The following is a 13,722-nucleotide window of genomic DNA, read 5'->3' as shown; positions in this document are numbered from 1 at the left end:
CAACTCAATATTTGTAGGCAATGTGCAACGCAACTATGCCTCCACTTAAATTATGATAGTGACAATCTTCAAACCCTGAACGTTCAATCATTTCCTGTAAGGCCAGCTGATTAGGATGCATACGTATAGACTCGGCAAGATATTGATAACTTGCCTCATCTTGTGCAAATAATTTTCCTACTTTAGGCAAAATATTAAATGAATACCAGTCATAAATTGGTTTTAATCCTGGAAAGGTAGGAGTCGAAAACTCAAGAACCATGAGTTTGCCACCAGGTTTACAGACTCGATACATTGAGCGCAGTGCTTCTTCTTTATCCGTTACATTTCGCAAACCAAAACCTATGGTAATACAGTGGAAACTGTTATCCGCAAAAGGCAGGTATTGAGCATTCCCCTGAACAAAGCTGATGTTCTTATAAAGGCCTTCATCCAGCAACCTATCCCGACCCACATTGAGCATTGCTGCATTAATATCGGTAAGAATAACTTGTCCAGTATCCCCCACTTTTTTAGATAATAATCGAGTCAAATCACCGCTTCCCCCAGCCAGATCAAGAACCGATTGTCCTGGGCGAACTTGGCTAAGTTCAATAGTAAATCGTTTCCATAGATGGTGAATGCCGAGAGACATTAAGTCATTCATTAAATCATAGTTTTTGGCAACAGAATGAAAAACTTCTGCTACTTTTCTTTCTTTTTCATCCCAGGCTACCGCTTCGAAGCCAAAATGAGTTGTTTTATCCTGATTAGTCATAAATAACTTGAACGCTCGATTTAATTACTTATCTTAACTGATAATTATCAAGGTACCCAGTTAAAATAGCAATCAGTTTAGCGAAGTATCTACATTGAGCACTTACTTAGGAAAAGAAAGGAAATTGTAGCCCGGATTAGCGCAGCCTAATCCCGGCTACAGATTACTACGGGTTGCATAAAGCAGCTAAAGCATTCAAATAATGCTGTTCATCGGGTGGCACATTATTTTTTTGCGAAAGCCACAAACATTCAGCCAGTTGATCCATGATTAAATGCTCAACGATCAATGGATCAGCATATTTACTCACTAAATTTTTATAAACAGCATTAATACCCGCTGGACGGTCTGTTGTTACTTGTTCTCTCACTGCAAGATGCAGCCCCATATGAAGGAAAGGGTTTGTTTCACCCAATTCAGGATAATAGGTATGTTCCTGAAATTTAGTGGTGCTCTCAATGATCTTATGGTACTCAGGATGCGCCAACAGCACCTGAACAATTTCATTTTCCAAAGACGACAGTGGTTTTTTATGTTGGTATTTATCCCAACTGGTGAAAAACATTTGTCTTGTTTCTTGAATCGTATCCCCGTAAAACATAAATTGCCTAAACATTATAAAAAAAACAGTGTAACCGAATGAAATTAGAACAACAATGAGATTATTGGTAAATAAGCCGTACTCAAATATGGTAAAAATGTTGACACTGACTGGCAGATTATGAGATATTGGTCTTGCGAGGTTGGACTTGCTATGTGTCATTCCACTGGGTCAATTGGCGACACACTGATTGGCCCTTTCTATTTTTATTTTATCATTTCCTTATCTTCGATAAACCATTCTTTAATTTAATATCTCATCACTTTTACATATTGCTCAATGCGAGTTTAATACCAATAAATGCCATTAAAAAACCACTGAATAATTCAATACCCTGCCATACAGTCGCTCTGGTTAAAATATTGGCAAAATAGCGGGTAGTAAAAAATAAAGAGCTGAACCAGAGTAGGCTTGAGGTAATGACACCCAATAAAAAAATCAATTCGTGATCTGGGAATTGGCTGCTGCCGCTACCGATAATAACCAGCGCATCGATGATGGCGTGCGGATTCAATAAACTAAAACCCAAGGCAAAAAGAATAATCTGGATTCTATTGTGAGTTTGATGGGAGAGATCGGTTTTCGGTTTATTCTTGGAAAAAGCACTGCGCAAAGTTTTCATTGCATAATAAAACAGGAAGGCGGAGCCTAACCAAATCATCCAGATTTGCAGAGTAGGATGATTTAACAGGAGTTCATGTAATCCCGCGACGCTGGCCCCGACTAAAATAATGTCGCAAATAAAGCAGACGGCGGCAGATAAGGCAGCATGATTTCTTCTTGCGCCTTGTTTTATAAGAAAGATATTTTGTGGACCCAAAGCCATTATTAAGGATAAACCCAGAAGTAATCCATTAAAGTAAATAAACATGAGGAAATGCAAAGCGAAATTAGTCGAGCGCGAATGATAACATATTTTTCGCCAGTACGGTATTTGAATTTTACATATAGGGCATACTTTGTGCAAATGTCTTGCAAAGGAGAAACATCACGAAACATCCTATCGATGATAGGTCATCCCAAGCGAAGAGGGGGCTCTTCACATGAAGGCACAATACTTTTGCAACTGACATGGTGGCTGCATTTGGAGAGCCTTCACGGTGTTCTAGATGACGAATGTTACCTCCTGTCATAGGGTGTTGTTACCTAACTCAATTTGTGTACATCGCGACGTTCCGCGGGACGTCGCGATGTACAGGCACTCAAAAAAAATAATATTTAATTTACTTCGACCAAAACTTGCCCATTTTCAATTTGCGTAGGATAAATCTTAAGATTTTTTTCCTTGGTAATTTTACCTAACAAATTACCAACAACAGGGGGCCATGGAGACCAGCACTTGGATTCACCGCTGACTAAATCGAACTCGCTCTTATGAAAAGGACATATTATGGAGCCATCATCAGTAATTTTTCCCTTCGTTAGCGGTAATTTTAAATGAGGGCATTGAGACTCAACGGCATGTACTTGCTCATTATGCCAAATTAACAGGATTTTTTTTCCGTCGATAAGGGTTACAAATCTTTTTTCTTGCTGTAATTTAGTTAATTCGACTGCTGGTTTGAATGCCATGGTTAGTTCCCTTAATTGGATGAAGAAGCGCATTATATCAGCGATGATTTTAATCTGTTAGGAATAATTTTTTAGCCAGCAACTTCTGGGTCTGCGGACTATTGATCTTTCGACATAGCACGACTGGGATGGTACGGGAGATTTTTAAGACGAGCATTGAAAAGAAGATATTTTTAAGTAGTTATTTAAAAAACCTGAATAACATTGCAACTTATCTATTGTGGAGTATAAAATGCGACAATTATTCTGTCTCCTCAAGAGAAACGTACAAAATAAGAACAAATAGGAGGGAGCGTGGGCTCTTTGTTAAGAAGAAAATTGATTGCCACTGTTGCTTTGGCAATGCTAAGTGTTATGAGTCAATCTTTGTATGCTGAAAACGTGAGCACTAAGCCCATAGAACCAGCCGTCGATACCAATTCTCCAAAAGGTCCTCATTCGGCTGCAGTAACTCCAACGTATCCTCCTACGTCTGCTGTAACCGGCATCCAACCCGAATTGATTCAGCGTGGGGAGTATTTGGCAAAGATGGGTGACTGTATTGCCTGTCATACCGACTTGAAAAGTGGTACTCCTGCTTATGCTGGAGGATTACCTATAGCAACTCCTTTCGGCACCTTTTATAGTCCTAACATTACTCCGGATAAAGAGACGGGAATAGGTAATTGGACGGAGCAAGACTTTATCAGAGCACTGAAAGAAGGACGGGATCCAAAAGGAAGAAACTATTTCCCCGTATTCCCATATATCTATTTTTCTAAAATTACCGATGATGATGCGCGTGCCTTATATGCGTATTTTATGAGTATTCCTCCTGTAAAATTAGAGAATAAATCCTTACCTTTCCCTTTTGGCGTTCCTGGGGCTCGATTTAGTCTTTGGGGATGGAATTTCTTATTTTTCTTCCCTGAAAATACGGAAATAAAATATGATCCTGAGCAATCCCCTGAGTGGAATCGCGGAAAATATATAGTCGATGGCTTAGGACATTGCAGCATGTGCCACACGCCGTTAAACGTGTTCGGGGGGCCAAAAACCCAATATTATTTAACAGGCGGTTTTGTCGACGGGTACTGGGCACCTAATATCACCAAATTTGGCTTGGAGCCCGCAACTCATGAGCAAATAGCTGATGTATTCAGAAAAGGTGAGTTACTTAATAATGCTGGACCCGTAGCCGGGCCGATGGCAGAAGTGAATCGTGACAGTTTAAGCCATTTAAATGATGCAGATCTGCTTGCCATTGCAACTTATATTAAGACAGTAACAACGCCAGACCCCTTGGTGAGCGGCATTGAGCCTTCAAATAAGGCTCCTTCTTTGTCTCGTGGCAAGCAAATTTATACTAAAGTGTGTGTGATTTGCCATCAAAATGGCGAAATGAGTGCGCCAATTATTGGTGATCCGTCAAACTGGTATATGCGCCTTAAAAGCAGTGGCTTAACTGGACTCTATCGACATGTGATTCATGGATTCAACTCCATGCCTATTAAAGGAGCCTGCGTCACCTGTTCGGATAACGATATTATTTCTGCTGTAGATTACATTCTCAACGAGTCTCTGACTCGTGCTCAATGGAGAGACCTGTCAGCAGGGGGCCCAGCAAAATATCCTTCCAGTGGCGCTAATATTTACAATGAAAATTGTGCTGTTTGTCATAATGAAGGAAAATCTGGTGCTCCCCAAATTGGTGATAAACAGGTGTGGAAGCCTTTGATTGCCAAAAATATGGATGTCTTGATCGAAAATACGATTAAAGGAAAAGACCATCCAAAAAATGGAGGGTGTGATAAATGCACTACCAATGAAATCATTGACGCCATTAAGTACATAGTAAATCAGTCTAAAACCGAAGGAAATTATTCCTTATGGTAAAAGACGGTAAATTGTTTCATTAAATCGATTAAATATGAGTCAGATTAATCTGACTACTTGAAGAGAAGAGGGATTGGGGATGTTAAACAGGTTAAAGATCTGTAGATTGGTGGTAATCCTTTGCGCTTTATTTTCCACACAATCAGTGCTGGCCGCTGCGGATTACTGGCAGTTAAATATGTATAAAGGGGTAACTCCCATAAGTAAGGATATTTATTATCTGCACATGATTGCCATGGTTATATGTGCCATCATTGGGGTTGTTGTATTTGGAGTGATGATTTATTCCTTAGTGCATCATCGAAAATCCAAAGGGTATGCGCCGGCAACATTTCACGATAATCCTCGCTTGGAAATCGTTTGGTCAGTCATTCCATTTTTAATTCTTGTAGGATTGGCGGTACCAGCGACCAGGGTATTGATTCGTATGGATGACAGCAACCAATCTGAGGTCACGGTTAAGGTGGTGGGCCACCAATGGAAATGGCAATACCAATATCTGGATCAAGGGATCAGTTTTTTTAGTAATTTATCGACCCCTTATGAGCAAATCCAGAATAAACAGGAAAAAGGACCGTGGTATTTATTGGAAGTAGATAAACCTTTGGTTTTACCTGTTAATAAAAAAATACGTCTATTGGTAACCTCTAATGATGTGATTCATTCCTGGTGGGTGCCTGAATTAGGGATTAAACGTGATGCAATTCCAGGGTTCATGTATGAAGCTTGGGCGAAAATTGATAAACCAGGTATCTACCGAGGTCAATGTGCTGAGCTTTGCGGTATTAATCATGGGTTTATGCCTATAGTGGTGGAGGCTGTAAGCCAAGATGAATTTGACCAATGGGTTGCCCATCAAACTAAAGTGGATGAGCACACGGGAGCCGCGGGAAATCAGCCTGCCTCACCAAAAACAATGACGTATTCCGACTTAATGAGTTTAGGTAAACAAAAATACGAGCAAATTTGTGTTGCTTGCCATAAGGCCGATGGGATGGGACTTCCTCCTCTGTATCCTGCGCTTAGAGGCAGTTCCATCGCCGTGGGTAAGCCTATTTCCCGTCATATTGATTTGATCCTTAATGGTATTCCCGGATCGGCAATGCAACCTTATAAAGATCAATTAACCGATGAGGAAATTGCTGCAATTACGACTTATGAACGTAATGCCTGGGGAAATAACACAGAAGATGAGATTCAACCTGAACAGGTTGCTGCATTAAGACAAAGTACTAACCAACAACCTACCATGGTTAATAAAGTTCAAGCTGGAGGTTTGCAATGAGTCACGCATTATCACATACAGATGAGTCCCATGATGAGCATCATGGTCCGGAGCAAGGCAAAGGCTTTTGGGGATTTGTAAAACGTTGGTTATTTACAACGAACCATAAAGACATAGGAAGTCTTTACTTATGGTTAGCAATGATTAGTTTTTTCGTAGCCGGGGCTATGGCTTTGGTCATCCGAGTTGAGTTATTTCAACCAGGTCATCGATTTGTTGATCCTAACTTTTTTAATCAAATGACTACTATGCATGGCTTAGTGATGCTCTTTGGGGTAGTTATGCCAGCCTTTACCGGGATGGCAAATTGGCAAATACCGATGATGATAGGTGCGCCTGATATGGCTTTACCCCGCTTAAACAACTGGAGCTTCTGGATTTTACCCTTTGCTTTTTGTCTGTTGTTTTCGACGATGTTTCATGCCGGTGGAGGCCCTAACTTCGGTTGGACTATGTACGCGCCTTTGTCAACAACCTATGCGCCTCCCAGCACTGACTTTATGATTTTTTCTATCCACATGATGGGACTTTCATCCATCATGGGTTCCATTAACATTATTGCGACCATACTCAATTTAAGAGCCCCTGGGATGACTTTAATGAAAATGCCTATGTTCGTATGGACTTGGCTTATTACCGCATTTTTGCTTATTGCGATTATGCCGGTATTAGCAGGTGCGGTAACCATGATGTTAGCAGACAGGCATTTTGGTACCAGTTTCTTTAGTGCAGCTGGTGGTGGTGATCCTATATTATTCCAACACGTCTTTTGGTTCTTTGGACATCCCGAGGTGTACGTTCTGGTTCTGCCTGCATTTGGCGTTATCTCTGAAATTATTCCAACTTTTAGCCGCAAGCCCTTATTTGGTTACCACTTTATGGTGTATGCGACAGTTAGTATTGCTATCTTGTCGTTTATCGTATGGGTACATCATATGTTTACCACGGGAGTGCCGTTGGGAGCTGAGTTATTTTTCATGTATACCACGATGTTAATTGCCGTGCCTACTGGAATTAAAGTATTTAACTGGGTCAGTACCATGTTTAAAGGAGCAATGACCTTTGAAACTCCCATGTTATTTGCTGTGGCATTCGTGTTTTTATTTACCATTGGCGGCTTTACCGGTTTGATGTTGGCTTTGGTTCCTGCTGACTATCAATACCAGGACAGCTACTTTGTGGTTGGCCATTTCCATTACGTCCTTGTTCCCGGAGTTATATTTTCTCTAATGGCTGCTACTTATTATTGGTTGCCCAAATGGACAGGACATATGTACAACGAAGCCATAGGCAAATGGCATTTTTGGCTATCGGTTATTTCCGTAAATATTACCTTCTTCCCCATGCATTTCTTAGGTCTTGCTGGCATGCCGAGAAGGATTCCTGATTATGCCTTACAGTTCACCAATTTTAACGTAATGATATCCGTTGGAGCCTTTATCTTTGGTTTTTCGCAACTCCTGTTTTTATATAATGTAATAGCAACGGTGAGAAAAAGAGGAACTAATAAAGATGTGGTAACAGATAGAGTTTGGGAGGGTTCCCATGGTCTGGAATGGACCTTACCGTCTCCTCCACCTTATCACACCTTTACAACGCCACCTGTTATTGAGTAAAGGCGGAAGTTGATGAGCAATGAAAAAAAACAGCAGAAATTGCTGCTTATATTGTCACTGATTGTGTTGGGGATGTTTGCGTTTGGTTTCGCGCTTGTTCCCATCTACAATAGTTTGTGCAAGACTTTAGGCATTAATGGTAAAACTAATCCTGAAGCCATTGCTTATGATGCGAGCAAAGTTACAATTGCTGCAGAGCGGGAAGTTTTGGTTGAATTTGTTGCTACTAACAATAGCGGAGTTCCTTGGGCCTTTTACCCAAAGACTAAAAAAATCAAAGTTCATCCTGGTGAAATTGTTAAATTGGCCTTTTATGCCGAGAATAAAACCGATCATCAAATGACTGTGCAAGCAATTCCCAGTGTGACACCAGGAATTGCTGCTAAATATTTAAAAAAAACTGAGTGTTTTTGTTTTACTCAACAAACATTAAAAGGGCATGAAGCAATGAATATGCCGTTGTTATTTCACTTGGATACGGCCTTGCCTGCAAATGTTAAGACCGTAACTTTGTCTTATACTTTATTTGATGTGACTGGCAGAGCAATCAATTAACATCAGCACGAGTTGTATTATTGACACAGGAGATTAAAACACAATGGGAGCGCAAGGTACTTATTATGTCCCCAAGCCTAGTCATTGGCCTTTGGTTGGATCATTTGGATTGACCACTACATTAGTGGGAGCCGCCTCGTGGCTTCATAATGATTGGTATGGTCCTTATGTCTTTACTTTGGGTCTTTGTATTCTTATCGGCATGATGTTTGGCTGGTTTGGCCAGGTTATCTACGAAAACAGTAAAGGTCTTTATGATCTGCAAGTCGATAAATCATTTCGTTGGGGAATGTGCTGGTTTATTTTCTCTGAGGTCTGTTTTTTCGGTGCTTTCTTTGGTGCCTTATTTTTCGCCCGATTTTGGGTGATACCTCTTTTGGGAGGTGAGGTTCATCCGATGACTCACATTACTTTATGGCCAGATTTTAAAGCAACGTGGCCTTTATTAAATAATCCTGATAATCAAATTTTTTCAGGAGCTCATGAAGCCATGGGCGCTTGGGGCTTGGCTGCGATAAATACGCTAATTTTATTAACCTCTGGAGTCACCATTACCTGGGCGCACTGGGCTTTAAAATTAAATAAACGAACTCAATTGTTAGTGGGGATGTCTTTGACCATTGCCTTGGGTTTGTTGTTCTTGACTTTACAGGCTTATGAATATCATGAAGCTTACACCGAGATGGGCTTAACCCTTGCTGCGGGCATGTACGGTACCACCTTTTTTATGCTCACGGGCTTCCATGGCTTGCACGTTACCATTGGAACCATCATGCTCATCGTTATTTTAATTCGTTGTAAGCGTGGTCATTTCACTCCGGAACGGCATTTTGCATTTGAAGGTGTTGCTTGGTATTGGCATTTTGTAGATGTGGTCTGGCTGTTCTTATTTCTGTTCGTTTATTGGTTATAAATTTTGCTATTACAGCCGGGTATTGATAATCAAGCCCGGCTGAAATTGAATTTTTTCAATTTCCATCTTATAAGTAAAGCAGAATTGAGCAAAATTAATTTCTCGTATGATGGCATTACCGCGGAAGTACTTAGCAAAAAAGAAGACCTCGCTGTCTTTCTCTAAATAATCAGCGCCGCTTAACTCTAACTCCGCTTCGGATAAACTAATCATTTGGCAATCATATTTGTTTTCACCAATTTTGATAGTTACTATCACAGGTTGAACCGGTTGAATTAACACGACAACCTCCGTTATTGTAAGGTAAGAATCCTCTAATTTGCATTGACCTTGTCCATATTTAAGGCAAATTATCTCTAAATAAACTTAATCGATTAAAATAGCTTCCATATATATAATTCTAGCTCAAGAATAATTAAACAGATCTTGGAGGAATAGCTTGAGTGTAAGCTATAAAAAAAGAGGCTTAGCTCACACATAACTCACGTTAACTTAAATGGTAGCTTCCCTGTGCGTGTTGGTTTTTGACGCACAGGGAATTTCGTTTATTAAGGGACTGGTGGTAAATCCATGGGGATGACCGCAACCTTATTAAATGGTATACCATTCAAAGTAGTAAAGGAGCCGCCGGCATAGACAGTGGAGCTGCTCAGAGCCAGTGTGAGCGCGGTGTTATCTGCATTGGGGTTCCAGCTGTTTGCAAGAGCTGTGCTGATATCCAGGGCGGCAATGCGGTTGCGTGTCTGCCCGCCAATACTGGTAAATGCTCCCCCGACATAGACAACCGAATCACTCAGAGCCAGGGCTGCAACAGTGCTATTGGCATTGGGATTCCAGCTGGTCGCAAGAGCCGTGCTGATATCCAGGGCGGCAATGCGATTACGCGTCTGGCCACCAATACTGGTAAAAGTTCCCCCAGCATAGACCGTGGAGCTGTTCAGGGCCAGTGTTTGCACCGTGTTATTGGCATTGGGATTCCAGCTGGTCGCAAGAGCTGTGCTGATATCCAGGGCGGCAATGCGATTACGCGTCTGGCCACCAATGCTGGTAAAAGCTCCCCCAGCATAGACCGTGGAGCTGTTCAGGGCCAGTGTTTGCACCGTGTTATTGGCATTGGGGTTCCAGCTGTTTGCAAGAGCTGTGCTGATATCCAGGGCGGCAATGCGGTTGCGGGTCTGTCCGCCAATACTGGTAAATGCTCCCCCGACATAGACAAGCGAATCACTCAGAGCCAGGGCTGCAACAGTGCTATTGGCATTGGGGTTCCAGCCTGTCGCAAGAGCCGTGCTGATATCCAGGGCGGCAATGTGATTGCGAGTCTGGCTGCCAATGGTGGTAAAATCCCCTCCGGCATACACGGTCGAATCACTCAAGGCCAGTGCTTGCACCGTGTTATTGGCATTGGGATCCCAGTCCGTAACCTTACCAGTACTGGCATCCAGAGCGGCAATGTAATTGCGGGTCTGGCCACCAATGCTGGTGAAAGATCCTCCTGCATAGACGGTTGAACTGATAGGAGCCAGTGTCATCACGGTGGAGCTGGCGCCGGGATTCCAACTGGTTGCAAGACCGGTACTGACATCCAGGGCGGCAATGCGATTTCGTCTCTGCCCGCCAATAGTGAAAAACGACCCACCAGCATAGACCGTGGAACCGTCAAATGCCAGTCCATACACCGTGCCATTGGCATTGGGGTTCCAGCTGGTAGGCAGACCGGTGTTGATATCAATGGCGGCAATATTGTTACGTGTTTGGCCGCCAATACTACTAAAGAGTCCTCCGACATAGACCGTTGAGCTGCTCAAGGCCATACTGAGCACCGTGCCCGCACCATCAGGATTCCAGCTGGTGGCTAAACCCGTGCTGGGGTCAAGGGCCGCAATGCGGTTGCGTGCTTGCCCGCCAATACTGGAAAATAATCCCCCGACATAGAGCGTCGAACCACTAAAGGCCAGAGTATTTACGGTTTGATTGGCATTGGGATTCCAACTGGTCGCTAAACCGCTGCTGGCATCAAGGGCGGCAATGCGGTTGCGCGTCTGGCCGCCAATGGTGGTAAAAATCCCTCCAGCATAGACCGTCGAACCGTTCAAGGCCAGAGCAAACACATTGCTACCTGCATTGGGGTTCCAATTGGTGGCTAAACCGGTGCTGGTATTAAGAGCCGCAATATTATTGCGCGTCTGGCCGCCTACCGTGGTAAAATATCCACCGGCATAGAGGGTTGAACCGCTCAAAGCCAGGGTGTTCACCTGATTATTGGCATTGGGGTTCCAGTTGAGGTCGAGAGTGCCATCGTTCAGGATATGAGCCAGCCGATTACGCGCTACTCCGGCTACCGACGTAAAACGTCCTCCAATATACCAGCCGCCAAGACCATCGGTCACCGCTATTAAGATATCGCCATTCACCTGTGGAAAAGGAGTGACCGGCAATCCTGTGCCCGTATCAATGGGCACCCCGCTGCCAGTGGTAGGTCCTACCCAGGTAAAGGCCCCTCCCAAATAGACCAGATGGTTGCTTGCATCGAAGACGATAGCGTTCACCGTGCCATTAGTCTCATAGGGGTAGCCCAGCGCCAGGGTGGCGGCCACGGTATTCGTCTCGTTACCGGCAATACTGATGGCGGTGACCGGATAGGATTGATCGTTAGAGGTAAAATGCAAATAGCAATGGTGTCCGGCGGGGAGAACGAGGCAATCACTGGCATTCTGAGTGACGTTGACAGCCAAGCCTGGTGGTATGGACGCCATGACATCCGTCACCGTTGTCGTACCGTTGTTCATCACCGTAAGAGAGCCGGTGGTATTCGGGGGGAGTAACAGAGGCGTGCCGCTAAGGGAAATCGTGGTAACACAGCTAACCGATACATTATTCACGTTACTGCTCATCGTGCCTGAGCCATTGCTCATGGTGCACTGTTGTCCAGTCGGTTGTTGGGCTACGGTGACGTTATAACTGCTGCCCGGGGGAAGCTCATTTGCAAATTGAAAGTGAGTCGCCCCCGTAGCAACAGACAAATTATCGCCCCCATTGTTTTGTAAGACCAGACCATTAGCGGTCAGATTGGAGATCATGCCGGCGAGAGTATAGGAAGAGGGCGGCCGGGTTAGGGTAATGTGCAATTCGTCGTCAGCTCTGGGGCGGTAACATTGCTGGGCACTTCCCTGGGAGCATAAAACAGGTCCTCCGGAAATCACAGGAGGCAAATTGGCACCCTGCAACTGCACGTTGAGGGTACAGCTTTCATGTGGGCCTACTGGCGTGCAGCCTGAAGCAATAATCCCTTGAATGGGTTGCATCAATAAATGCTGCGTTTTGCTGGTGTGATTAGTCACTTGATAGCGTACCGAGGCACTGCCGTTGGCAGGAATTAGAAGCTCGGTATCCGTTATGGGCTCAAAGGTCCATAAGGGCGTGGCGGCGTTTATGCTTGAGGTCGTGAACGCCAGCAAAAGGAAAATATAGGTTCTAAACCACGTCAATGGGTGTTTTTTCATATTTCAAATGTCCTTATATAGGATAGCAAAATGCCGCAGTATCGAGGGGATAGAGCCTACGATTGTATCCTGACTTAAAAAACTCTACGTTAACTTGATGAAACTATTGCAAAGGCTCAAAGATGCCTGGGGTAAAAAACAGAGTTGGTGGATGACTCACTATTATAAAACATTTTAGCGTAATCGAATACGACTAACTTGTGTCTCTTGTTCTGATAATCTATCGGCAGCAATTCTTGCAATATGATGAAGAATCAGATATTCATTAATTTTAAATTATTAACGCTAAAAGTGGTTGGCTTTTAATAAAGGCTTTGATTCTATTGTAAAATAAGCAAGCTTATATTTTGAACTTGGTTTACTCATCAGCGCAAATAATTGAGTTGCGGTGTCGTGCTAATACCTCAATTGGAAACCAATAAGCTAAACGGTTAGTATGCTAAATCAATTGGAGTCTACTACATGATCATTTCTTCTCCTGCAGATTACCGTAACGCAGCAAAACGTAAATTACCGCGATTTTTTTTTGATTATATTGATGGAGGAGCGTACGCTGAGCATACGTTGAAGGCTAATATTACTGAGCTGGAGAAGGTAACGCTTCGCCAACGTATCTTGAAAAACGTAGAGAATCTGAGTCTGGAAACCTGCTTATTTGACCAAAAACTGGCGATGCCTGTTGTATTAAGTCTAGTAGGTATCACTGGTATGTATGCTCGCCGGGGGGAAGTGCAAGCGGCCAAAGCCGCTGAAAAAAAGGGTATACCGTTTACCCTGTCTACTGTTTCCATTTGTTCTTTAGAAGAAGTTGCTTCTCAAAGTGCCCAACCCATCTGGTTTCAGCTTTATGTGCTTAAAGATCGTGGTTTTATGAAGAATGTACTTGAAAGGGCGCAAGCTGTAGGAGTGCAAAATCTTGTTTTTACGGCAGATATGCCAGGACTGACCCCACTAAGGACATCAAATAAAGTCAGCTGATGTTTTATTAAGTCCTTTTGGCAAACGTAAAATTTTTATCAGGGAAAATCCATAATATTGAGGTAAGAAA

Annotated in this window: 12 protein-coding genes; 6 read left to right on the top strand and 6 right to left on the bottom strand. The window is 43.1% G+C overall.

From position 1 onward, the window contains the following. Positions 1-4: 4 nt before the first annotated feature. From ubiE to LOX96_RS02800, 4 genes are all read right to left on the bottom strand, one after another. Entirely contained in the window at positions 5-757 is a 753-nt protein-coding gene (ubiE, locus tag LOX96_RS02815) for a bifunctional demethylmenaquinone methyltransferase/2-methoxy-6-polyprenyl-1,4-benzoquinol methylase UbiE (protein WP_250420400.1), read from the bottom strand. Positions 758-923: 166 nt separating this feature from the next. Then, positions 924-1,358 (bottom strand): DUF1841 family protein, encoded by a 435-nt coding sequence (locus LOX96_RS02810; RefSeq protein ID WP_250420396.1) that lies wholly within the window; start codon positions 1,356-1,358, stop codon positions 924-926. 265 nt (positions 1,359-1,623) lie between these two features. Beyond that, positions 1,624-2,229, bottom strand: a complete 606-nt coding sequence (locus LOX96_RS02805; RefSeq protein WP_250420393.1) for a LysE/ArgO family amino acid transporter — start codon at positions 2,227-2,229, stop codon at positions 1,624-1,626. 347 nt (positions 2,230-2,576) lie between these two features. After that, entirely contained in the window at positions 2,577-2,930 is a 354-nt protein-coding gene (locus LOX96_RS02800; protein ID WP_250420391.1) for a Rieske (2Fe-2S) protein, read from the bottom strand. 294 nt (positions 2,931-3,224) lie between these two features. On the opposite strand from LOX96_RS02800, the gene LOX96_RS02795 reads away from it, so the two are divergent. The 5 genes from LOX96_RS02795 (at position 3,225) to LOX96_RS02775 (ending at position 9,174) form a co-directional block, all read left to right on the top strand. After that, positions 3,225-4,805 (top strand): c-type cytochrome, encoded by a 1,581-nt coding sequence (locus LOX96_RS02795; protein ID WP_250420388.1) that lies wholly within the window; start codon positions 3,225-3,227, stop codon positions 4,803-4,805. 79 nt (positions 4,806-4,884) lie between these two features. Continuing rightward, on the top strand, positions 4,885-6,090 hold the full coding sequence (coxB, locus tag LOX96_RS02790; protein ID WP_250420385.1) for a cytochrome c oxidase subunit II: 1,206 nt from the start codon (positions 4,885-4,887) through the stop codon (positions 6,088-6,090). Further along, positions 6,087-7,706 carry a cytochrome c oxidase subunit I gene (gene ctaD, locus LOX96_RS02785; protein WP_250420382.1) on the top strand — a complete coding sequence of 540 codons (1,620 nt, stop codon included), beginning with the start codon at positions 6,087-6,089 and terminating at the stop codon, positions 7,704-7,706. Before coxB ends, ctaD begins: the two co-directional genes overlap by 4 nt. 12 nt (positions 7,707-7,718) lie before the next feature. After that, positions 7,719-8,261: a cytochrome c oxidase assembly protein gene (locus LOX96_RS02780; RefSeq protein WP_250420379.1), complete on the top strand. Its 543-nt coding sequence runs from the start codon at positions 7,719-7,721 to the stop codon at positions 8,259-8,261. Between the two features lie 43 nt (positions 8,262-8,304). Further along, on the top strand, positions 8,305-9,174 hold the full coding sequence (locus LOX96_RS02775) for a cytochrome c oxidase subunit 3 (RefSeq protein ID WP_250420376.1): 870 nt from the start codon (positions 8,305-8,307) through the stop codon (positions 9,172-9,174). Between the two features lie 9 nt (positions 9,175-9,183). On the opposite strand, the gene LOX96_RS02770 is transcribed toward LOX96_RS02775, so the two are convergent. After that, positions 9,184-9,456 (bottom strand): hypothetical protein, encoded by a 273-nt coding sequence (locus tag LOX96_RS02770; protein WP_250420374.1) that lies wholly within the window; start codon positions 9,454-9,456, stop codon positions 9,184-9,186. A 266-nt stretch (positions 9,457-9,722) separates the two neighbouring features. Further along, complete coding sequence (locus LOX96_RS02765; protein ID WP_250420371.1) at positions 9,723-12,674, bottom strand: beta strand repeat-containing protein; 2,952 nt, start codon at positions 12,672-12,674, stop codon at positions 9,723-9,725. A gap of 462 nt (positions 12,675-13,136) precedes the next feature. Here LOX96_RS02765 and LOX96_RS02760 point away from each other — a divergent pair, with 462 nt between their 5' ends. Beyond that, positions 13,137-13,652 (top strand): alpha-hydroxy-acid oxidizing protein, encoded by a 516-nt coding sequence (locus tag LOX96_RS02760; RefSeq protein ID WP_284498286.1) that lies wholly within the window; start codon positions 13,137-13,139, stop codon positions 13,650-13,652. Positions 13,653-13,722 lie beyond the last annotated feature (70 nt).

This window comes from Legionella maioricensis, assembly GCF_023618015.1.
Taxonomy (GTDB): domain Bacteria; phylum Pseudomonadota; class Gammaproteobacteria; order Legionellales; family Legionellaceae; genus Legionella; species Legionella maioricensis.
This window is presented reverse-complemented; position numbering and strand designations above follow the sequence as displayed.

Excerpts from the sequence above, each read along its gene's own strand:
- ubiE (WP_250420400.1), bottom strand. The coding sequence starts at position 757 with ATGACTAATCAGGATAAAACAACTCATTTTGGCTTCGAAGCGGTAGCC.
- LOX96_RS02780 (WP_250420379.1), top strand. The coding sequence starts at position 7,719 with ATGAGCAATGAAAAAAAACAGCAGAAATTGCTGCTTATATTGTCACTG.
- LOX96_RS02760 (WP_284498286.1), top strand. The coding sequence starts at position 13,137 with ATGATCATTTCTTCTCCTGCAGATTACCGTAACGCAGCAAAACGTAAA.
- LOX96_RS02765 (WP_250420371.1), bottom strand. The coding sequence starts at position 12,674 with ATGAAAAAACACCCATTGACGTGGTTTAGAACCTATATTTTCCTTTTG.
- LOX96_RS02775 (WP_250420376.1), top strand. The coding sequence starts at position 8,305 with ATGGGAGCGCAAGGTACTTATTATGTCCCCAAGCCTAGTCATTGGCCT.
- LOX96_RS02800 (WP_250420391.1), bottom strand. The coding sequence starts at position 2,930 with ATGGCATTCAAACCAGCAGTCGAATTAACTAAATTACAGCAAGAAAAA.
- LOX96_RS02805 (WP_250420393.1), bottom strand. The coding sequence starts at position 2,229 with ATGTTTATTTACTTTAATGGATTACTTCTGGGTTTATCCTTAATAATG.
- coxB (WP_250420385.1), top strand. The coding sequence starts at position 4,885 with ATGTTAAACAGGTTAAAGATCTGTAGATTGGTGGTAATCCTTTGCGCT.
- ctaD (WP_250420382.1), top strand. The coding sequence starts at position 6,087 with ATGAGTCACGCATTATCACATACAGATGAGTCCCATGATGAGCATCAT.
- LOX96_RS02810 (WP_250420396.1), bottom strand. The coding sequence starts at position 1,358 with ATGTTTTACGGGGATACGATTCAAGAAACAAGACAAATGTTTTTCACC.